Origin of the sequence: Bradyrhizobium australafricanum, assembly GCF_020329495.1 — a bacterium.
In the GTDB taxonomy this organism is placed as follows: Bacteria; Pseudomonadota; Alphaproteobacteria; order Rhizobiales; family Xanthobacteraceae; genus Bradyrhizobium; species Bradyrhizobium australafricanum.
The window spans coordinates 122,966-142,725 of the sequence record NZ_JAGKJL010000014.1 but is presented as its reverse complement, the minus strand read 5'-3'; the positions used below and the strand labels follow the sequence as shown (position 1 = coordinate 142,725).

Sequence of the window (19,760 nt, the reverse complement as noted above, 5' to 3'; positions counted from 1 at the left end):
GGGGGAAGGCCGGGATGGGGGTCAGCCGCAGGCGATGCTGTATGCGGAGAGCGCTGATCCCCCCACCCGCTTTGCTCTGCGAGCAAAGCGACCTCCCCTTTTCAAGGGGAGGTTGGAGCTCCGTAGCCCGGATGGAGCGAAGCGTAATCCGACGGTCTGCCCGCGGAGAGGCTGGTTCCGGATCTCGCTGCGCTTGATCCGGGCTACAAACGACGGAGTCCCGCGCGACTCACTCGATGATCTCGTTCAGCTCCTTGCCGGTATGCTCCGGCACGAACAGGTACACGCCGATCGCCATCGCGATCATCAGCACGGGGATGCAGAGGAACGCCAGCGCGAACGAGCCGGTGTGCTGCTGGAGCGCGATCGAGACGAACGGGAACAGCACGAAGCCGACGAAATAGGCGATCGCCCAGACCACGCCGTTGGCGGCGCCGCGGATCCGGGTCGGGAAGATCTCCGCGGTCAGCGTCGTGCTCGGCCCCCAGAAGCCGAGAAAGCCGAGACACCAGGCGAGCCCGAACGCCCAGAGCAGCACGCGGTCCTCGGAATAGACCCAGAGCGTCATGAAGATCGCACCCTCGATCAGGGTGATGATGAAAGTGCGGCGGCGGCCGATCTTGTCGATCAGCCAGCCGACCAGGCACAGTCCGAGGAAGCCGCAGAGCCCGTAGAACACGTAGAACAGGCTGTATTCGGCGGTCGACCAGTGCTTCTCGGTCGATAGATACAGCGGCATCCAGGCGCCGACCGTGCCGTAGATGCATGTGCTGGCGCAGGCGACGAACAGCGCGACCAGCGTGGCGGGCAGCACGTCGGGCATGAACACCTGGCGGATGCCGACCGACTTTGCCTTGCCGAACCAGGCGCTGTCCTCGGCGCTGACCGTGCCGCCGCGCGCAAGCGTCTCCGAGATGCGCCGCTTGCGGTCCTGCGCGCGCACCCAATAGGGCGATTCCGGGCAGGTGGAGCGGATATAGATCGCGAGCAGCGCGATCACGCCGGGCACCATGACGGCGATGCGCCAGCCGAAATTGGCGGCGACGAGGCCCGTGATCGCACCCGCGAGCGTGGCGCCGAGGCACCAGGCCGAGCGGGTGATGCTGATGACGCGGCCGCGCAGCCGGGCCGGCCAGGTCTCCGCCACCAGCATCGAGCCGAGCGACCATTCGCCGTTGAGCGCGAAGAACAACAGCGAGCGCGCGATCACGAACACCGCGAAGGTCGGCGACATCGCCGCGACCGGCATCAGGAGCGAGAACAGCGCGATATTGACGGCGAGCAGCGTGCGGCGACCGTAGCGGTCGGCGAGCCATGGCCAGAAGTAAAGCCCCGCGATGCCGACGAACAGCGCGATCTGCATGCCGGAGCGGTACTCCGGCAGGCTCAGCGAAAATTCCTTGATCACCATCGGCGAGATCAGCGCGAAGATCACGCCGTCCATGCCGTCGAAGCCCCAGCCGAGCGCGTTGGCGGTGGCGATGTGCCAATGCGTTTTCGTGATCTCGGTTGTGTCCGCAACCGCGCGGTAGTTGGCGTATTGCAGATGCTTCTGCTCGAGCGGACCGATGTCGATACTTGCATCGTTCACCGCAGGTGCGGCGTGGCCGTCAGCCGTGATGCTGCTCATGATGCCTCCCCGCGGCCGCTTTCTGCGAAGCTGTGCCGCAACCTCAAGCTGAACCAATCAGCTGACTGCGGCAAGCAAATTGCTCGCGGCAGCGCACGCGTCCATTCCGCTGAATGGAATGCCTGGCGGGCTGCGCGAGGTGTCGCGTGTACGCAGCGCGCGCCGGCCGGTTTCAACAATCACAAAGAATTATTTCCGGAAACCGTCGGGAAAACCTGCCGTAGCTCGGCCAACGACGACGCACTCATCAACCAGCACGCGCCGTTGTTGCCCCTTCAACGCCGGCGAAGCCTCGCCGGTCGGCCTACTCATCGGGAGATGAAACCATGTCGAAGCGTATTGCCTATCTCGCCGCCGCCGCCTTCAGCGCGCTTGCGATCACCGCCACTGTCGTGGCGCCGGTCCGTGCCGAGGAAAAGACCGTGATGGTCGGCGGCGCCGCGATGTTCCCGTCGAAGAACATCGTGCAGAACGCCGTCAACTCGAAGGATCACACCACGCTCGTCGCCGCGGTGAAGGCCGCGGGCCTGGTCGGCACGCTGGAAGGCAAGGGCCCGTTCACGGTGTTCGCGCCGACCAATGCCGCGTTCGGCAAGCTGCCGGCCGGAACCGTCGACACCCTCGTCAAGCCCGAGAACAAGGCGACTCTGACCAAGATCCTCACCTACCATGTGGTGCCGGGCAAGCTCGAGGCCTCCGACCTCACCGACGGCAAGAAGCTGAAGACCGCCGAAGGCGAGGAGCTGACCGTCAAGAAGCAGGACGGCAAGGTCTGGATCGTCGATGCCAAGGGCGGCACCTCGATGGTGACGATTTCCAACGTCAACCAGTCGAACGGCGTCATCCATGTGGTCGATACCGTGCTGATGCCGGCGACGTAACACCTGACGGCCTGCTTTAGTCCCTCAAAGGACCCGCGACATAGCGAGCCGGCGCCTCGCCCCGGCTCGCATTTTTGTGACCATATGAAGCAGCCTATATCAAACTGATGATGCGCGACCCCGTAACGGACCGCCGGTTCCGGGCGTATAACCCGGTAACGACCACGAGCAGAGATATCCCATGACGAGCCTTGCCGTCAGCGACCACCAGACAGAGACCGCGGCACCCGCGAAGGCGATCCAGCCGGTCTGGGTGCGCATGGTGCACTGGATCAACGCCTTCGCGATGATCCTGATGATTATGTCCGGCTGGCAAATCTACAACGCCTCGCCGCTGTTTGGCTTCACCTTCTCGCGGAGCATCACGCTCGGCGGCTGGCTCGGCGGTGCGCTGCTCTGGCATTTCGCCGCGATGTGGCTGTTGATGGTCAACGGCCTGGTCTATCTGGCGCTCGGCTTCGCCACCGGCCGCTTCCGCAAGAAGCTGCTGCCGATCACCCCCGGCGGCGTGATTGCCGACACCAAGGCGGCGCTGACCTTCAAGCTGTCGCATGACGATCTCAGCAAATACAATTCGGTGCAGAAACTGCTCTATGCCGGCATCATCGTGGTCGGCGTCGTCATCGTGCTGTCCGGCCTGTCGATGTGGAAGCCGGTGCAGCTGCATTGGCTGGTGTCGCTGTTCGGCGGTTACGATTTCGCCCGTTATGTTCACTTCACCTGCATGGCGCTGATCGTCGCCTTCCTGGTGATCCATGTCGCGCTCGCGCTGCTGGTGCCGAAGAGCCTGCGCGCCATGATCATCGCACGCTGAGGGAGGTAGTCATGGGTCGTCTCCGCAGGCTCCTGATCCCCGGTGTCGACAAGAAGCTGCTCGTGCGCGATGCGGTGAAGGCGATGCCGGAGCTGACGCGCCGTCGCTTCATCACGGCGGGCACCAGCCTCGGCGCGCTGACGCTATTGACCGGCTGCGATGTGGTCGATTCGTCGTCGGCCGAGGAAATGCTGAAGCACGTTTCGAAGTTCAACGATGCGGTGCAGGCCTGGATGTTCAATCCGGATGCGCTGGCGCCGACCTTTCCCGAGAGCATGATCACCAAGCCGTTCCCGTTCAACGCCTATTACGATCTCGACGACGCGCCTGAGATCGCAGGCGCTGACTGGAAGCTCGAGGTGCGCGGGCTGGTCGACAACAAGAAGTCGTGGACGCTCGACGAATTGTACAAGCTGCCGCAGGTCAAGCAGGTGACGCGCCACATCTGCGTCGAGGGCTGGAGCGCGATCGGCAGCTGGACCGGCACGCCCCTGCGCGATTTCCTCAAGCTGGTCGGCGCCGACACCCGCGCCAAATATGTCTGGTTCCAGTGCGCCGACAAGGACGGCTACAACTCGCCGCTCGACATGCGCTCGGCGCTCCATCCGCAGACCCAGATGACGTTCAAATTCGCCGACGAGGTCCTGCCGCGCGCCTACGGCTTTCCGATGAAGATCCGGGTCCCGACCAAGCTCGGCTTCAAGAACCCGAAATACGTGCTCTCGATGGAAGTCACCAACGACTACAAGGGCGGCTACTGGGAAGACCAGGGCTACAATTCGTTCAGCGGGAGTTGACTCGCTGTCGTCCCGGCGAAAGCCGGGACCCATACTCCGCGGCTGAGGGAAAAGGCAGGCCGGGAGTCGCTCCCCTCCACCGCAACCGCTTGTGGTTATGGATCCCGGCCTTCGCCGGGACGACGCCGGGAGGGGACCTTCCTCTGAAACGCCGACAGCAGCGCGCCGAGCGCGAGCATCGCGGCCGAGACGTTCAACGCAAATGACAGGCTGCCGACCGCGTCGGTGATGGCGCCGACCACGATCGGTCCGAGCGTCTGGCCGATGCCGAACGCGATGGTCATCGCCGCGATCGCGGTCGGCCAGGATTGCGGCGGGTAGTTGAAACGCACGAAGGCGGTGGTCGAGCCGACCACGGCGAAGAAGGCGACGCCGAACACCAGCGCCGAGATCGCAAGCACCAGCGGCGAATGCCCGAAGATCGGCAGGCTGGCGCCGAGCGCGTTGACGCCGAGGATGATGGTGGTGGCAAGCCCGCCGCGGTCGAGCGCCAGCACCCGCCCCCAGACCCAGGGCGTCACGAATGCGCTGACGCCGATCAGGCTCCAGAACGCGCTCTGTGCAGCTGCGCCGCCGCCGCCGTCCCGGACATAGGCGATCATGAAAGTCATGTAGGCGATGTAACCGGCGCCGAACAGGAAGTAGGCGGCGAGGTAGATCAGGACCGGCATGACAGCGAATTGGGTCCGCACGATGCCGCCGGCGGCGGTGTTGGCGTGGAGCGGCGCCAGCATCAGCGGCACGGTCATGATCGCGGAAAGTAGCGTCATCGCCCACCACACGATCCACCACGAGCCGGCGCCGAAGCCCTGCAGCACGAAGGGCGCGATCAAGCCCGATGCGAGGATGCCGACGCCCGGCCCGGCATAGAACAGGCTGAGCAGGAAGTTCGCGCGTTCGGGTCGCGATTGCGCGATGGTTGCCGCAAGCGCGCCGCCGCCGACAAAGCCGATCGCGGCGGCGAAGCCGACCAGCAGACGGGCAAAGCTCAGCACCACGAAATTGCCCGAGAGGGCGCAAAGCGCCAGCGACAGCGCGCAGGCCAGCGTCGACCAGCGCACCGACGCGGCAAGTCCGAACCGTTCAATCAGCCGCGAGGCGAGCAGCGCGCCGACCAGATAGCCGGCGGCATTGATCGTATTCATGAAGCCGGCGGCCGAATACGACCAGGCCAGCGAGTCGCGCATGTCGGGCAGCACCAGCGAATAGGCAAACCGGCCGATGCCAAGACCGACCGTCGGTGCGAGCGACAGAATAAGGATCAGCCGCGCGGGATGCGGGTAGGACGGGGCGGGGGCTCTCACAATTCACTCCGGCAATGCGGCCATTGTGACAGGCCGCGGCGGCGCTGCCCAGCGCCGATGCCCGCAACACTGTCTTGCGTATCAGGCAATCAGGACCAGCGCGACGCCGATCACGGTCAGCAGGGTGCCGCCGACGATCCGCGCGGTGATCTCGACATGCTTGAGCACCACCGCGCTCATCGCCACGGTGACCAGCGGATAGATCGCGGCGAGCGGCGCCACCAGCGTGATCGGGCCGTTGCGGACCGCGGCAAACAGGCTGAGCGCGCTGAGCCCGTTGCTGATCCCGGTCAGCGCGAACCAGAACCGGCCCTCGCGCGGCGCCTGCACCATGAAGCTGCCCTTGCGGACCCGTTGCACAATCAGCACCACCAGCGAGGACATGACATAGCCGACCAGGCAGGCCCATAGCGGGCTCGGCCAGATCGCAAGGCCGAGCTTGGCGATCGGCAGCACGATGCCGCGCACCAGCGCGCTCGCGAGCGGCAGCAGCAGGGCCCAGCTGCGCCAATGGCCGAGGTCGCGCGGCCTCGTCACGGTGATGATGGCGGCGCCCGCGACCGCGACGACGAGGCCGATGAGCTGCTGCGGCAGCAAGGGCTCGTGCAGCAGCACCACGGCGGCGGTGACCGCAAACAGCGGCGCCAGATTGCCCAGCGTCGAGGTGATGACCGGTCCCAGCGCCCGGTTTGACGCAAAGGTCAGGAGCGTCAGCGAGGCCGGGAAGAACAGCCCGATCGCCATGAAGATCGGCAGCGCACGCCAGACCACCGGCTCGCCATGCAGGATCAGCGGCGACAGCACCAGGAACAGCAGGGTGAAAGTGGGCACGCTGATCGCGGCGCCCGACAGCGGCTCGACGGTGCGCAGGCCAAGCTGCGCCAGCACCACCCCGGCGCCGAGGAAAATGGCCGAGGCGAAGGCGTAGACGATGGCTGCGGTCATGAGGTCCGTCTTGTTGGCTTCTGAAGGCGCGGGTTGCCCGTTGGGACCATTCTGGGCCGATCCAGGGTGCCTTGCCAATCCGGCTCCGGCGTTTTAGCACTCCGGCCGGATTTCCCCCCGCTCGTCATGCCCGGGCTCGACCCGGGCATCCATCCATCTTCAAAGGCCTTTCGAAGCGGGATGGATTGCCGGGTCATCTGTGCGAGGACGCGCTTCGCGCTCTTGCCCGGCAACGACAACAACGATTAGCTCGAGGTAACACCATGGCGACCCATAAACTGCTGCTTCTCCCCGGCGACGGCATCGGCCCCGAAGTGATGGCCGAGGTGCAGCGCCTGATCGACTGGCTGAATGCGCAGGGCATCGCGAAGTTCGAGACGGAGCAGGGCCTGGTCGGCGGTTCCGCCTATGACGCCCACAAGGTGTCGATCTCCGAGGGCGACATGGCCAAGGCGACTGCGGCGGACGCCGTGATCTTCGGCGCGGTCGGCGGCCCGAAGTGGGACAGCGTGCCCTATGAGGTGCGTCCCGAGGCCGGCCTGCTGCGGCTGCGCAAGGATCTCGGCCTGTTCGCCAATCTGCGTCCGGCGGTGTGCTACCCGGCGCTCGCCGAGGCCTCGAGCCTGAAGCGCGACGTTGTCGAGGGCCTCGACATCATGATCGTGCGCGAACTCACCGGCGGCGTCTATTTCGGCGAGCCGAAAACCATCACCGATCTCGGCAACGGCCAGAAGCGTGCGGTCGACACCCAGGTCTACGACACCTACGAGATCGAGCGCATCGGCCGCGTCGCCTTCGACCTGGCGCGCAAGCGCCGCAACAAGGTGACGTCGATGGAGAAGCGCAACGTCATGAAGTCGGGCGTGCTCTGGAACGAGGTCATGACCCAGGTCCATGCGCGCGAATACAAGGACGTCACGCTCGAGCACCAGCTCGCCGATTCCGGCGGTATGAACCTCGTCAAGGCGCCGAAGCAGTTCGACGTCATCGTGACCGACAATCTGTTCGGCGACATGCTGTCGGACATCGCGGCGATGCTGACCGGCTCGCTCGGCATGCTGCCGTCGGCCTCGCTCGGCGAAGTCGATTCGAAGACGAAGAAGCGGCGCTCGCTGTTCGAGCCGGTGCACGGCTCGGCGCCCGATATCGCAGGCCGAGGCCTCGCCAATCCGATCGCGATGATCTCGTCGTTCGGCATGGCGCTGCGCTATTCCTTCGACATGGGCGAGCTCGCCGACAAGGTCGATGCCGCGATCGCGGCCGTGCTCGCCAGCGGCTTGCGCACCGCCGACATCAAGTCGGAAGGCACCACGCCGGCCAGCACGAGCCAGATGGGCGAGGCGATCCTGAAGGAATTGCAGAAGCTGCACGCGTGATGGCGCGCGGCTGACACAAACACGATGTCGTCCCGGCGAAGGCCGGGACCCATAACCACCGATGTCGATGGTTACGAAGATCGGCGAACAATCATTTCAGATCGAGAGGCCGCGGCGTATGGGTCCCGGCCTTCGCCGGGACGACGCCGGGTGAGACGTCTCAGTACAGCGGGAAATTCCGCGGATAGCCGCCGAGATCGGCCGGCGGGCTGAGCGGCTGGCGATCGATCGGGCGGTTGTTGTTCTCGCGCGCGAACGAGGGATAGCCGATATCCGGCGGATAGGCGTAGTCGTTGAACTTACGATCGCCGGGCAGCACTTCGGTGCCGGCGTCGAGCCAGGAGCGCGTGGTGACGTAAACGCGGGTGCGCGGGCCCTGCTGATAGACACGGTTCGGACCTTGGGCGCCGTAATAGCGGCGGCCGTCGCGGTCATACTGCTCCTGCTGCTTGCGCTTGGCCGGGCTCTGCGCGCTGGCCGCGGTCATGCCGAACGCGGTTGCGGTGACGGCAGCCGCGGCAAGCAACACCACGAGCTTGTTCGCGGCAGGGAATTTCAAGGTCATCGCATCCTCGTCATTACGGCCCCATCGGGGCTGGCGCGTCCGCCAAAATCACTCGGAACACATTGTAGCCATGGTGGGGAGGCCGTCACTAGGTCAATTGCGCCACACCGGCTGAGATAATGCGTGTCCAAGCGCAAAAGTTTCATGAAAACCAGTGCCTTGCCACGGTCTCGCCATCAAAGGGCGCCGCGCAGGCGCGGGTTCTCGCTGCCCATGACCCAGTCGGCCGACAGGGCGGGCACGCCGGAGGTAACGCAGTCGGTGCGCTTGAGCTCGGCATGCGCGAACAGGGCGGCGAGCCGCGGATCGTTGCCCGCAGCCAGCAGGGTCAGGCGGTTCAGCATGCAGACGATCGCGGCGCGGCGCGCCGGCAGGCTGGTGCCCTGGCAGGTCCAGCCGGAGATTCGAAGGTCAGGCGCGTCGGCCTGCTTGAGGAAGCCGAGGCAGGCACGGTCGCCGTCCTGCCGCGCCGGGCGCAGCAGCGTGACGCTGCCGAACTTGCTGTCGACGATGCCGGCAGCCTCGAGCTCGTGGACGCCGCCCGGGTCGAGCCGCCCGGCAATCTCGGTGGCCGCAGGCCCCATGGCCTCGCCGCCGGGGCGATAGATTTCCAGCTCGGCGACCGCCGCGCCGTTGGCATCGGCCCAACCGAAGACGTCCTTGCGGCCGCCCTCGGGGTGCCGGAGGATCTCGTAAGTCCCTGTTTTATCTCGCAGATCTAGCCGGCTCACGGCAAAGGCCGGCGCCGTGCGGCCGGCCGGGCTCCAGCCTGCGGCGGCAGGGGCCGCCATCGCCGTTGCGTTGGGCAGTTGCTTCCATAGATAGTTGCCGAGGACGACGAACAGCGCGAGCACGGCGACATAGGCGAACAGCCGGGAGAGCGTGGCGTACACCTCGTCGACGAAGCTCGTCAGTGCTGACGGAATTCTCGTATGATGGGGCGCGGCCGGATCGGCCCGAAATAAACGCATCAAAACGCTCAAAAGCTACGCAACGTTGTCTTGACGGGGTTTCTCGCATAGAAGCGCTGCCTCTTCCCTTTCCGCAGCTTGCGGGGGAACGGGCATTTTTCGTCGGAGAGTGAACGATGGGTTACAAAGTCGCGGTGGTCGGAGCGACCGGCAATGTCGGGCGCGAAATGCTCAACATTCTCGACGAGCGCAAATTCCCCGCCGACGAGGTCGTCGTGCTGGCCTCGCGCCGCAGCGTCGGCATCGAGGTCTCCTATGGCGACCGCACGCTGAAGGTGAAGGCGCTCGAGCACTATGACTTCTCCGACATCGACATCTGCCTGATGTCGGCCGGCGGCTCGGTCTCCAAGGAATGGTCGCCCAAGATCGGCGCCGCCGGCGCGGTCGTGATCGACAACTCCTCAGCCTGGCGCATGGACCCGGACGTGCCGCTGATCGTGCCCGAAGTGAACGCGGATGCGACCGCCGGCTTCACCAAGAAGAACATCATCGCCAACCCGAACTGCTCGACCGCGCAGCTCGTGGTCGCGCTGAAGCCGCTGCACGACAAGGCGACGATCACGCGCGTCGTGGTCTCGACCTATCAATCGGTGTCGGGCGCCGGCAAGGACGCAATGGACGAATTGTTCTCGCAGACCAAGGCCGTCTACACCAATGACGAGCTGGTCAATAAGAAGTTTCCGAAGCGCATCGCCTTCAACGTCATTCCTCAGATCGACGTCTTCATGGAAGACGGCTACACCAAGGAAGAGTGGAAGATGATGGCGGAGACCAAGAAGATCCTCGATCCGAAGATCAAGCTCGCCGCCACCTGCGTACGCGTGCCGGTCTTCGTCGGTCACTCCGAAGCCGTCAACGTCGAGTTCGCCAATCCGATCACGCCGGACGAGGCGCGCGACATCCTGCGCCGCGCGCCGGGCTGCCTCGTGATCGACAAGCACGAGCCGGGCGGCTACGTCACGCCCTACGAGGCGGCCGGCGAGGACGCGACCTATATCAGCCGCATCCGCGAGGACGCGACAGTGGAGAACGGCCTGTCGTTCTGGTGCGTGTCGGACAATCTGCGCAAGGGCGCGGCGCTCAATGCCGTGCAGATCGCCGAAGTCCTGATCAACCGCAAGCTGATCACCGCCAAGCAGAAGGCGGCATAAAAGCTGCCGCGAGAATACGGCGTCAGGAAGCGCGTGGCATGGCGGAAGCGGAACAACCGGGGACCTATCGGCCCAATCCGACGCTGAAGCGGGTTGAACGTCGTTTCGAGAACCTGCTGTTCAACAGCCGTTGGCTGATGGCGCCGTTCTATTTCGGTCTCGTCATCAGCCTCGCGGCGTTGCTGTTCAAGTTCTGCATGGAGCTGTGGCACTTCATCCTGCATGTGCCGGATGCCAAGGAATCCGACATCATTCTCGGCGTGCTGGCGCTGATCGACATCTCGCTGACCGGCAATCTGATCCTGATCGTGGTGTTCTCAGGCTACGAGAACTTCGTCTCGAAGATCGATCCGGAAGGGCATCCGGATTGGCCGGACTGGATGACCAAGGTCGATTTCGGTGGCCTGAAGCAAAAACTGCTGGCGTCGATCGTCGCGATCTCGGCGATTCAGGTGCTGAAGGCGTTCATGAACCTCGATACCGCGTTCGACCCCAGCAAGCTCGCCTGGCTGGTCGGCGTGCACCTGGTATTCGTGGTGTCGTCCTTCATGCTCGCGATCTCCGACCGCTGGGGCAGCGGCCATCACGGCAACGAGTAGATTACTGGTCTGATTTCAGCTCGTCGCGGACGCTGATGAATTCCTTCGCGACCCGGTCGAGCACGAACAGCGAGCCCTCGGCGACGCCGAAATAGGCACCGTGCAGCTGCATCTCGCCGCTCTCGACGCGTTCGCGCACGAATGGGAACGTCATCAGGTTCTCCAGCGAGCGGAACACCGCGGCCTTCTCGATGCGGACGACGAAGTCCTGCATGGTCTCATGCTCGCGTTGCTCGACGATTTCGCCGGGCTTGATGAACATCTGCATCCATTTGCCGATGAAGTCGCCGGGCGTGAGCGGCTTGATCTTGTCGACGAAGGCGCGGATGCCGCCGCACTGCGCGTGGCCCAGCACCACGATGTTCTTCACCTTCAGCACGGTCACGGCGTATTCCAGCGCGGCCGAGACGCCGTGGGCGTTGCTGTCGGGCTGATAGACCGGAACCAGATTGGCGATGTTGCGGACCACGAACAACTCGCCGGGGCCGGCGTCGAAGATCACCTCCGGCGAGACGCGGGAGTCGCAGCAGCCGATCACCATGGTCTCGGGAAACTGGCCGCGCTCCGAGAGATCCTGGTAGCGCGACTGCTCGGTCGGCAGCCGCTGGGTCGCGAACGTCCGGTAGCCGTCGATCAACTGCTTAGGAAAGAATTTCATGGCCTCTGGCTAACCACATGCGGGTAACGGGAACAAGACTTTCGGCGTGTGGCCTGAGATGATACGGCAGCGTTGAAGAATGGTTCCCGCCCGATGCCTAAACAATGGCCACCGGCGGAGCCCGAGCCCCCAGGAGAATGTCGATGACCCGTCCGCGCCGCAGCTTGTTGTTCATGCCGGGATCGAATGCACGGGCGCTGGAAAAGGCCCGGACGCTGCCGGCGGACGGCATTATCCTCGACCTGGAGGATTCCGTTGCCCCCGACGCCAAGGTCACAGCCCGGGAGCAGATCGCCACGGCGGTCGCGGCCAAGGGCTTTGGCAAGCGCGAGGTGCTGATCCGCATCAACGCGCTCGACACGCCCTGGTGGGTCGACGACATCGGCATGGCCGGCAAGTCGCAGCCGGACGGGATCCTGGTTCCCAAGATCTCGACCGTCGACGATCTCAACGCCGTCGCCGATCGCCTTAGCGACATCAATGCGCCTGCCTCGATCCGGGTCTGGGCAATGATCGAGACCGCGCGCGCGGTGCTCGACGCCGACAAGCTGGCCGCGGCATCGAAGGATTCCGAAACCCGGCTCGCCGGCTTCGTGTTCGGGCCGAACGACATTGCGCGCGAAACCCGGATCCGGATGAAGCCGGGCCGCGCGGCAATGATTCCGATGATCACGCATTGCATCCTGGCGACCCGCGCGCACGGGCTCGAGATCCTCGACGGTCCCTACAGCGACATCAGCAATGTCGACGGCTTCGCCGAGGAATGTGCGCAGGGCCGCGATCTCGGCTTCGACGGCAAGACGCTGATCCATCCGAGCCACATCGATGCCTGCAACGCGATCTTCACGCCGCCGGAGGCCGAGGTCGCCGAGGCGCGCAAGATCATTGCCGCCTTCGAGAAGCCGGAGAACGCCTCGCGCGGCGCGATCCAGCTCGACGGCCGCATGGTCGAGCGGCTACACGCCGAGATGGCCAGGCGCACGATCGCGATCGCCGATGCGATCGCCGCGATGGGGCATTAGCCCAGCGAAGCGCCTTCCCTCTCCCCCCGTGGGAGAAGGTGGCGCGAAGCGCCGGATGAGGGGTTGTCTCCGCTTCCGGGATTCTCCCGTGGGGAGAGAACCCCTCACCCGGCTTCGCTTCGCGAAGCCACCTCTCCCACAAGGGGAGAGGGTGCAGCCGTGTTTGCGTTACGCCCCAAACCTCTCCGCCGCCCACGCGTAGAGGCTGCCCGGGATCGGCGCCTCCTTGCCGCGTCCTTTCGGCGAGATGTGCAGGCCGATGATCCCGGGATCGTTCAGGTAGTGCGAAAAATCCGACGGCTCGAAGAACAGCTTCGGCTCGGCATGCACGGCGTAGAATGATCGCTTCGGCAGCGCGTGCTGCAATTCGCCTGCGCGGCGCGCCAGCGCGGTGAGCGCCGCCGGGCCGTAGATCGCGACACGGATGTCGGCGAGGCGATTGGACTTGCCGCGCAGCCGGCGCATCGCAAAGGTCAGGCGATGGCGCAGCGCCAGCCAGTCCGGGATCAGCTCGTCCTGCTGCATCAGCGCATCGAAGGCGCGCACGATCGGATCGTCGGGCGGCAGATACAGCACGGAGTTGCCGAGCTGCCGCGGCCGCTCCCAGGCAAAATAGGGCTTGGCCGGATCGAGCTCGACGCCCTTCAGCAGCAGCACGTCAGCGTCGAGCCAGAGACCGGCGCGCCGCGCCATCAGCCGCATGCGGAAGAAGTCGCTGAACTGCAGCATGGTCCAGTCGCGCCACGAGCCGTCGGGCTCCGCCGGGCGCAGCTTCTCCGCGAACGAATGCGGCAGCACGGCTTCGGCTTCGGCATTGCCGATACCGTCGGGCAGGCCGGGAATCGGATCGAAACTGTAGACGGTGACCTTGTGCCCCGCCGCCGCCTGCGAGCGCAGGCAGGTCTGGCGCAGCGCGTCCATCGAGCCGTGCCAGAAGGTGACGATATCAGGCAGCATGCGCGTCAGCTATCAGCGGGTTTGCGGCGAGCGAATTCGGCAAAGAAAAGCCCCGGCGCCTGACGGCACCGGGGCACGATGATGGGCTGAGCCTCAAGCCCAGGCGCGTTCCTTGAGCTTGGTCTCGTAGCTGTCGATCGACGATTTCTTTTCCATCGTCAGGCCGATGTCGTCGAGGCCGTTGATCAGGCAGTGCTTGCGGAACGGGTCGATCTCGAACTTGACCTTACCGCCGTCGGGACCGCGGATCTCCTGGTTGGGGAGGTCGATGGTCAGCGTCGCATTGGCGCCGCGCTCGGCGTCGTCGAACAGCTTGTCGAGGTCCTCCTGCGACACGCGGATCGGCAGGATGCCGTTCTTGAAGCAGTTGTTGTAGAAGATGTCGCCAAACGAGGTCGAGATCACGCAGCGGATGCCGAAGTCGAGCAGTGCCCAGGGCGCGTGCTCGCGGCTCGAGCCGCAGCCGAAATTGTCGCCGGCGACCAGCACCTTCGCGTTGCGATAGGCGGGCTGGTTGAGGACGAAATCCGGGTTCTCGCTGCCGTCATCCTTGTAGCGCTGCTCGGAGAAAAGCCCCTTGCCAAGGCCGGTGCGCTTGATGGTCTTGAGGTACTGCTTCGGAATGATCATGTCGGTGTCGACATTGATGATCTTCAGCGGCGCCGCGACGCCTTCCAGCGTGGTGAACTTGTCCATCGGTGCTCTTCCCGGGCAAAAAATAGCGGATATCTGCCGGATGTTTATCGCGAATGTGACAGCGGTAAAAGGGCCATTTCTGCAGGGCTAGCCCGCATCGGCCTCAATCGCCTCCATATCGGCGTCGGAGAGGCCGAAATGGTGCCCGATCTCATGGATCAGCACGTGGCGAACGATGTGGCCGAGGGTCTCGTCGTGCTCCGCCCAGTAATCCAGGATCGGCCGGCGGTACAGCCAGACCAGGTTGGGCAGCCGGGCCACGTCGCTATGGCTCTGCTGCGGCAGGCCGATGCCCTGAAACAGGCCGAGCAGGTCGAACTCGCTCTCGGCCTGCATCTCGTCGAGCACCTCGTCGGTCGGAAAGTCGTCGACGCGGATGATCAGGCCCTCGCAGAGGGCCCGGAACGTCTTGGGCAGGCGCTCGAAAACCTCGTGCGCCATGGCCTCCATCTCGGCCAGCGAGGGGGCTTTTTCTGTGGTCCACATGACACTCCTTTAGCGCGAGTGCTATCGGCGGCGCCAGCGCAGTTGACCTTGGCGGCGCAATGGGAGACCGTGCCGCCCACGAATGGGGCTCAAGAATCGAGCTTGGGTGGGCGTAATGAAACGGATCGTGGCGGCAGCGCTGTTGGCTGTAGCAGTCGGGCTCTCGCTCCCGGCGACAGAGGCGCAGGCTCAGAGCGCGGCGGCTGAGGCGCGCGTCGGCGAGGCGGCACCGATCGCGCGCACGCGCGTCGTCGAGCGCCGCCGGCTGAAGCGGGTGCCGATCTACCGGTCCCGGCCCGATCATTGGGAACCCGATGTCATCCCGCGCTACAACCCCGGTCCGAACGCCGTGCGCGACTGCACCGCGACCTATGTGCAGGAGCACCGGCCGAGCGGTACCGTGATCACGCCGCGCATGAACTGCTTCTGGCGGCCGGGCTAGTTATGCGTATGTCGGCGCGCCGTGCCGATCATCGCAACAGCCGCAATCAATCCTGTCGCCCCATAGACCGCCGCCGCCATCAGCATCCTCGTGCGATGGCTTGCGGTGCCGATGTCGTCGCCCGGTCCTTGCGAGGCGAGCGCGACATCGCCGAGCATGATGGAACCGCAGAGCGCGAGGGCTGTTCGAAGCATCGATCTGCGTGGGCTTGTTCGTGTCACGGCAATCTCCTGCAACAAACGGAAGGCGAGATACGACCATCGTCTATGTCGTTTGCACACGAACGCGAAAAATCGCGCGCAGTGCTGGAACCTGATTGCGCCGGCAGCATTCATGTTCGTGGCGCAGTCATTCACTTCCCATTCACGTCGCCCGCATTCTGCTAGCGATCTGCGTCGCGGCAACGGCGTCGATTCGAAAGCTGAAGCGTTTTCCAGCGGAGCCTGTCCCGCGCGTGATGCAGGACAGGCTCCGGTTCGCGTGAGGAGAACGCGTCAAGCAGAAGTTCAAGTCGTCGTTGCAAGACGTGACATCAAGGGATCAAGGAGACAATTCATGAAGGCGATGAAGGTTCTGGGGCTCGCGGCTGTCGGTGCCGTGTTGGTGTTGGCGGCACCGGCCGAGCGTGCAAGCGCGATGTCGCTCGCCACGCCGGGCACAGCCGCTACGGTTCAGGACAATGCGAACCAGACGACCACGCAGGTACGCTGGGGCGGGCGCGGCTGGCATCGTGGCTGGCATCGTGGACATCACCGCGGCTGGGGGCATCGTCGCCACTGGCGCCGTTGATCGCGCGGCGTATTAGCGCAGTTGAGACACAGGCCCGTGAGCAGCGGGCCTGTTGTCATTCTCAGCCATCAAACCGGCAGATTCGCCCACGCGAGATGACATCCATCGCAATCTGTAGGAGTTGATCATGATGAGATGGATCGGTGTTGCGGCTGTCGCGTGTGCATTCGCGTTGACAGCGCCGGCATCGGCAACCGCCGCGGCATCAGCCACGCCGCAGGCCGCGGCACCGCAGCGGCAAGCAGGCAAGGCAACGGATATCAGCGCGCAGCGCCATCATCACCATTACCATCGTCGCCACTATCACTACGGCTACCGGCCGTACTACCGGCCCTATTCCTATTATCGGCCGTACGGCTCCTATTATTACGGGCGGCCCTATTACTATCGGCCGTACCCCTATGCCGCGCCGGCGCCATTCACCTTCGGCTTCGGGTTCGGCCCGTTCTGGTAATGCGCGCAGTCGCGCCAGGCGCGACATCAGCGGTGCAACAAGAGAGCAGCTCTCCGATCGGAGCTGCTCCGTCCGCCTCAGGGCGCGAAGCCCTTCGCCAGCAGCACAATGCCTTGCGCACCCGCCTTGCGATCCCTGGAGATCTCGACATATTCGGGCGACTCCGACCAGGCACGGAATGCGGCTTCGTCAGGGAATGACATCAGCACCAGCTTGTCGCGATCCCAGCTGCCCTCGAGCACCGCGGGCTGTTCGTCGGCCGACAGCAGGCGTCCGTTGAATTTCCTGAATACGTCGAAGAAGCGCGCCTGATACCGATCATAGGCGGCGCGATCGGTCATCTTGAGTTGCACGATCACATAGACAGTCACTGACGTTTCTCCCGGACGTTTCGCCGCAGCGTTTTGCGCGTTCATGGCGCATTCACTCAGCGATTTTTAGCGTCATGCCGGGAGCGACTGCAATGAACGCAATGAAGCCGGCTGCCGAGCAGGGTGGTGCTCATTGCCGTTGTCAGGGAGGTTCAGAGATGAGGGAGAGCTATTTGCGGCGCGGATTGGTGCGCCGTCTCGGCGTTGTGGCGGCCGCGGTCTTCGCATTGTCGGTCGCTTCGCAGCAGCGCGCCGAAGCGCTGTCGCTGGTGAGCCCGGGCGCCGCGCCCGCGGCAAAGTCTGCGGCCGATGCCATGACGACCCAGGTCCGGCATGGCGGTGGCGGCCACGGCGGCGGCGGATTTCATGGCGGCGGCTTCCGCGGTGGCGGGTTTCGCGGCGGCGGGTTTCGCGGCGGCGGGTTTCGCGGTGGCGGCTTTCGCGGTGGCGGGTTTCGCGGCGGTGGCTTCCACGGCGGCGGATTTCACGGCCGTGGCTTCCATGGTGGTGGCTTCCGCGCCGCGCCGGCGTTCCATGGCGGCTATCGCTATGGCGGCTTCCATCGCCATTATGGTGGCTACCACCGCTTCTACGGCGGCGGTTACCGCTACGGCTATCGGCCCTATTACCGCCGGCACTTCCATCACCGGCGCTTCTTCTACGGATCGTCCTACTATTACCCGGCCTATTATCATCACCGCCGTTGCCGGGTGGTCTGGACCTATTACGGACCGCGCCGGATCTGCCGGCCGTGGTGGCACCACCGCCACTACTGGCGGCCGTACCGGGTCTATTGGTAAAGTCTGAAATGACAGCGGGCGCCTCACGGCGCCCGTCTTGTTGGGTCCCTTTCTTTGCGCGCTGGAGCGTGTTCGAGCGCCGCTTCGCGTGAAGAAAACGCGTCAAGAAAGGGGCGTTAGTCCCAGTTCTTCAGCTTCCAGGACTTTATCTTCCACGGCGTCAGGTTTTCCATCCGCCATTGCGTCCAGCGCTCCGGCGGCCAGTGGCTGAGGCGCGAGGTTTCCTTCACCTCGGGAAGCGGATCGATGATGCGCGCCACGGCACGACGGCGCTTCTGGCGCGTCGCGTCGCTGATCATGTCGACGAATTCGGGTTTATCGGCCACGGCACGCGCTCCTTGCGAAGGCTTGTTTTCGCAAGGAGGCAGTGTGCGTGCGCCCCGTTAACGAGCCGTTTCCGAAACGGCTCGAGCTTGAGACGAAGCAATAGCGTTTTCGAGCGAAGTGTCCCGGTTCGCGTGAAGAAAACGCGTCAAAAAAGAATCTGACGCTTGCCTTACCGCCAGTCGCGGACGTCGACGAAGTGGCCGGCGATCGCGGCGGCCGCGGCCATCGCGGGCGACACCAGATGGGTGCGGCCCTTGAAGCCCTGGCGGCCCTCGAAGTTGCGGTTCGAGGTCGAGGCGCAGCGCTCTTCCGGCTTCAGCTTGTCCGGGTTCATCGCAAGGCACATCGAGCAGCCCGGCTCGCGCCAGTCGAAGCCGGCCGCAATGAAGATCTTGTCGAGGCCTTCGGCTTCCGCCTGCTCCTTCACAATGCCCGAGCCCGGCACGATCATCGCGTTGACGTTGCCGTTGACGGTTTTGCCCTCGGCGATCTTCGCGGCGGCACGCAGGTCCTCGATACGGCCGTTGGTGCAGGAACCGATGAAGACACGGTCGAGCTTGATATCGGTGATCTTCGTACCGGCGGTCAGGCCCATATATTTCAGCGCGCGATGCTTGGAGATGCGCTTGGCCTCATCGGCGATCTTGTCGGGATCGGGCACGAAGCCGGTCACCGAGATGACGTCCTCAGGGCTCGTGCCCCAGGTGACGATCGGCGGCAGCTTGGCCGCGTCGAGCCGGATCTCGTGGTCGAAATGCGCGCCCTCGTCGGAGCGCAGCGTCTCCCAGTAGCGCATCGCCGCATCCCAGGCGGCGCCCTTTGGCGCCTTCGGGCGGCCGCGCAGGAAGTCGAACGCCTTCTGGTCGGGCGCAACCAGGCCGGCGCGCGCGCCGCCTTCGATCGACATGTTGCAGACCGTCATGCGGCCTTCCATCGAGAGCGCACGGATCGCCTCGCCGGCATATTCCAGCACATAGCCGGTGCCGCCGGCGGTGCCGATCTCGCCGATGATCGCCAGGATGATGTCCTTGCCGGTCACGCCTTCGGGCAATTTGCCGTCGACGATCGCGCGCATGTTCTTGGCCTTCTTCTGGATCAGCGTCTGCGTCGCCAGCACATGCTCGACCTCGGAGGTGCCGATGCCGTGCGCGAGCGCGCCGAACGCGCCATGCGTCGAGGTGTGGCTGTCACCGCAGACGATGGTGGTGCCGGGCAGCGTAAAACCCTGCTCCGGACCGATGACATGAACGATGCCCTGGCGCTTGTCGAACTCGTTGTAATACTCGATGCCGAATTCCTTGGCGTTCTCCGCCATCACCCGCATCTGCTCGATGCTTTCAGGATCGGGGTTCGGCTTCGAGCGGTCGGTGGTCGGGATGTTATGGTCGACGACGGCGAGTGTCTTCTCGGGCGCGTGCACCTTGCGGCCGGCGGCGCGCAGCCCTTCGAACGCCTGCGGCGAGGTCACCTCGTGCACCAGGTGGCGATCGATATAGAGCAGGCAGGTGCCGTCGTCGGCCTCGTGGACCAGATGGTCGTTCCAGATCTTGTCGTACAGCGTTGTCGGTTTGGACATGAGCTTCAGCTCCAGAAGAAATTTAGTGTTGGAATGGCATGAGCGCGTCTTAAGCGCGCGGACAGGCGAAAGCGTCGAGGCAGCGTTACGCTGCGCGTCTAAGCTCTGATGTTGCCGACGTCGCAAAGCGCCCGAAGAAGCGGCCGGGC

24 protein-coding genes are annotated in these 19,760 nt (G+C 64.7%); 11 read left to right on the top strand and 13 right to left on the bottom strand.

The window, feature by feature from the left end; genetic code table 11:
* Nucleotides 1–229 precede the first annotated feature (229 nt).
* Complete coding sequence (locus J6525_RS15300) at nucleotides 230–1,630, bottom strand: MFS transporter (protein WP_225645291.1); 1,401 nt, start codon at nucleotides 1,628–1,630, stop codon at nucleotides 230–232.
* A gap of 326 nt (nucleotides 1,631–1,956) precedes the next feature.
* On the opposite strand from J6525_RS15300, the gene J6525_RS15295 reads away from it, so the two are divergent.
* The 3 genes from J6525_RS15295 (at nucleotide 1,957) to J6525_RS15285 (ending at nucleotide 4,122) form a co-directional block, all read left to right on the top strand.
* A complete protein-coding gene (locus tag J6525_RS15295) occupies nucleotides 1,957–2,511 on the top strand; it encodes a fasciclin domain-containing protein (RefSeq protein WP_225645290.1) in 555 nt (184 codons plus the stop codon).
* A gap of 181 nt (nucleotides 2,512–2,692) precedes the next feature.
* Nucleotides 2,693–3,325, top strand: a complete 633-nt coding sequence (locus J6525_RS15290; RefSeq protein ID WP_225645289.1) for a cytochrome b/b6 domain-containing protein — start codon at nucleotides 2,693–2,695, stop codon at nucleotides 3,323–3,325.
* Between the two features lie 11 nt (nucleotides 3,326–3,336).
* Nucleotides 3,337–4,122, top strand: a complete 786-nt coding sequence (locus tag J6525_RS15285) for a molybdopterin-binding protein (protein WP_225645288.1) — start codon at nucleotides 3,337–3,339, stop codon at nucleotides 4,120–4,122.
* Between the two features lie 95 nt (nucleotides 4,123–4,217).
* Here J6525_RS15285 and J6525_RS15280 read toward each other — a convergent pair whose 3' ends face one another.
* Together J6525_RS15280 and J6525_RS15275 are read right to left on the bottom strand one after the other, a co-directional pair.
* Nucleotides 4,218–5,426 carry a YbfB/YjiJ family MFS transporter gene (locus tag J6525_RS15280; protein WP_225645287.1) on the bottom strand — a complete coding sequence of 403 codons (1,209 nt, stop codon included), beginning with the start codon at nucleotides 5,424–5,426 and terminating at the stop codon, nucleotides 4,218–4,220.
* A gap of 81 nt (nucleotides 5,427–5,507) precedes the next feature.
* Nucleotides 5,508–6,371, bottom strand: a complete 864-nt coding sequence (locus tag J6525_RS15275; RefSeq protein ID WP_225645286.1) for an EamA family transporter — start codon at nucleotides 6,369–6,371, stop codon at nucleotides 5,508–5,510.
* A gap of 263 nt (nucleotides 6,372–6,634) precedes the next feature.
* Between J6525_RS15275 and leuB the strand changes: the two genes are divergently transcribed.
* Nucleotides 6,635–7,747, top strand: coding sequence for a 3-isopropylmalate dehydrogenase (gene leuB / locus J6525_RS15270; RefSeq protein WP_092086966.1), 1,113 nt, complete (start codon nucleotides 6,635–6,637; stop codon nucleotides 7,745–7,747).
* A 160-nt stretch (nucleotides 7,748–7,907) separates the two neighbouring features.
* Here the strand turns inward: leuB and J6525_RS15265 are convergent, their stop codons facing one another.
* Together J6525_RS15265 and J6525_RS15260 are read right to left on the bottom strand one after the other, a co-directional pair.
* Entirely contained in the window at nucleotides 7,908–8,312 is a 405-nt protein-coding gene (locus J6525_RS15265; protein ID WP_069277254.1) for a hypothetical protein, read from the bottom strand.
* 176 nt (nucleotides 8,313–8,488) lie between these two features.
* On the bottom strand, nucleotides 8,489–9,283 hold the full coding sequence (locus J6525_RS15260) for a hypothetical protein (protein ID WP_225645285.1): 795 nt from the start codon (nucleotides 9,281–9,283) through the stop codon (nucleotides 8,489–8,491).
* A 116-nt stretch (nucleotides 9,284–9,399) separates the two neighbouring features.
* Here J6525_RS15260 and J6525_RS15255 point away from each other — a divergent pair, with 116 nt between their 5' ends.
* Together J6525_RS15255 and J6525_RS15250 are read left to right on the top strand one after the other, a co-directional pair.
* A complete protein-coding gene (locus tag J6525_RS15255; RefSeq protein ID WP_028337877.1) occupies nucleotides 9,400–10,434 on the top strand; it encodes an aspartate-semialdehyde dehydrogenase in 1,035 nt (344 codons plus the stop codon).
* A gap of 38 nt (nucleotides 10,435–10,472) precedes the next feature.
* Nucleotides 10,473–11,033 carry a TIGR00645 family protein gene (locus J6525_RS15250; protein ID WP_225645284.1) on the top strand — a complete coding sequence of 187 codons (561 nt, stop codon included), beginning with the start codon at nucleotides 10,473–10,475 and terminating at the stop codon, nucleotides 11,031–11,033.
* A 1-nt stretch (nucleotide 11,034) separates the two neighbouring features.
* Here the strand turns inward: J6525_RS15250 and J6525_RS15245 are convergent, their stop codons facing one another.
* Nucleotides 11,035–11,691, bottom strand: coding sequence for a carbonic anhydrase (locus J6525_RS15245; RefSeq protein WP_168858194.1), 657 nt, complete (start codon nucleotides 11,689–11,691; stop codon nucleotides 11,035–11,037).
* Nucleotides 11,692–11,834: 143 nt separating this feature from the next.
* On the opposite strand from J6525_RS15245, the gene J6525_RS15240 reads away from it, so the two are divergent.
* On the top strand, nucleotides 11,835–12,713 hold the full coding sequence (locus tag J6525_RS15240; protein WP_092087098.1) for an HpcH/HpaI aldolase/citrate lyase family protein: 879 nt from the start codon (nucleotides 11,835–11,837) through the stop codon (nucleotides 12,711–12,713).
* 168 nt (nucleotides 12,714–12,881) lie between these two features.
* On the opposite strand, the gene J6525_RS15235 is transcribed toward J6525_RS15240, so the two are convergent.
* The 3 genes from J6525_RS15235 to J6525_RS15225 form a co-directional block, all read right to left on the bottom strand.
* Nucleotides 12,882–13,670 carry a glycosyltransferase family 32 protein gene (locus J6525_RS15235; RefSeq protein WP_092086979.1) on the bottom strand — a complete coding sequence of 263 codons (789 nt, stop codon included), beginning with the start codon at nucleotides 13,668–13,670 and terminating at the stop codon, nucleotides 12,882–12,884.
* 93 nt (nucleotides 13,671–13,763) lie between these two features.
* Entirely contained in the window at nucleotides 13,764–14,366 is a 603-nt protein-coding gene (gene leuD, locus J6525_RS15230; RefSeq protein WP_057020954.1) for a 3-isopropylmalate dehydratase small subunit, read from the bottom strand.
* 87 nt (nucleotides 14,367–14,453) lie between these two features.
* Nucleotides 14,454–14,852, bottom strand: a complete 399-nt coding sequence (locus J6525_RS15225) for a metallopeptidase family protein (RefSeq protein ID WP_016847635.1) — start codon at nucleotides 14,850–14,852, stop codon at nucleotides 14,454–14,456.
* 115 nt (nucleotides 14,853–14,967) lie between these two features.
* Here J6525_RS15225 and J6525_RS15220 point away from each other — a divergent pair, with 115 nt between their 5' ends.
* Nucleotides 14,968–15,294 carry a hypothetical protein gene (locus tag J6525_RS15220; RefSeq protein WP_225645283.1) on the top strand — a complete coding sequence of 109 codons (327 nt, stop codon included), beginning with the start codon at nucleotides 14,968–14,970 and terminating at the stop codon, nucleotides 15,292–15,294.
* On the opposite strand, the gene J6525_RS15215 is transcribed toward J6525_RS15220, so the two are convergent.
* A complete protein-coding gene (locus J6525_RS15215; protein ID WP_225645282.1) occupies nucleotides 15,291–15,629 on the bottom strand; it encodes a hypothetical protein in 339 nt (112 codons plus the stop codon). The genes J6525_RS15220 and J6525_RS15215 overlap by 4 nt on opposite strands.
* A 220-nt stretch (nucleotides 15,630–15,849) precedes the next feature.
* Between J6525_RS15215 and J6525_RS15210 the strand changes: the two genes are divergently transcribed.
* Together J6525_RS15210 and J6525_RS15205 are read left to right on the top strand one after the other, a co-directional pair.
* Entirely contained in the window at nucleotides 15,850–16,083 is a 234-nt protein-coding gene (locus tag J6525_RS15210) for a Slp family lipoprotein (protein WP_016847632.1), read from the top strand.
* 127 nt (nucleotides 16,084–16,210) lie between these two features.
* Nucleotides 16,211–16,537, top strand: a complete 327-nt coding sequence (locus J6525_RS15205) for a hypothetical protein (RefSeq protein WP_225645281.1) — start codon at nucleotides 16,211–16,213, stop codon at nucleotides 16,535–16,537.
* A 77-nt stretch (nucleotides 16,538–16,614) separates the two neighbouring features.
* Here the strand turns inward: J6525_RS15205 and J6525_RS15200 are convergent, their stop codons facing one another.
* Nucleotides 16,615–16,908, bottom strand: coding sequence for a DUF1330 domain-containing protein (locus J6525_RS15200; protein ID WP_016847630.1), 294 nt, complete (start codon nucleotides 16,906–16,908; stop codon nucleotides 16,615–16,617).
* A gap of 158 nt (nucleotides 16,909–17,066) precedes the next feature.
* On the opposite strand from J6525_RS15200, the gene J6525_RS15195 reads away from it, so the two are divergent.
* Complete coding sequence (locus J6525_RS15195) at nucleotides 17,067–17,708, top strand: hypothetical protein (protein ID WP_225645280.1); 642 nt, start codon at nucleotides 17,067–17,069, stop codon at nucleotides 17,706–17,708.
* 116 nt (nucleotides 17,709–17,824) lie between these two features.
* On the opposite strand, the gene J6525_RS15190 is transcribed toward J6525_RS15195, so the two are convergent.
* Together J6525_RS15190 and leuC are read right to left on the bottom strand one after the other, a co-directional pair.
* On the bottom strand, nucleotides 17,825–18,034 hold the full coding sequence (locus J6525_RS15190; protein WP_016847629.1) for a hypothetical protein: 210 nt from the start codon (nucleotides 18,032–18,034) through the stop codon (nucleotides 17,825–17,827).
* Nucleotides 18,035–18,204: 170 nt separating this feature from the next.
* Nucleotides 18,205–19,611: a 3-isopropylmalate dehydratase large subunit gene (gene leuC / locus J6525_RS15185; protein WP_057020948.1), complete on the bottom strand. Its 1,407-nt coding sequence runs from the start codon at nucleotides 19,609–19,611 to the stop codon at nucleotides 18,205–18,207.
* Between the last annotated feature and the right edge of the window lie 149 nt (nucleotides 19,612–19,760).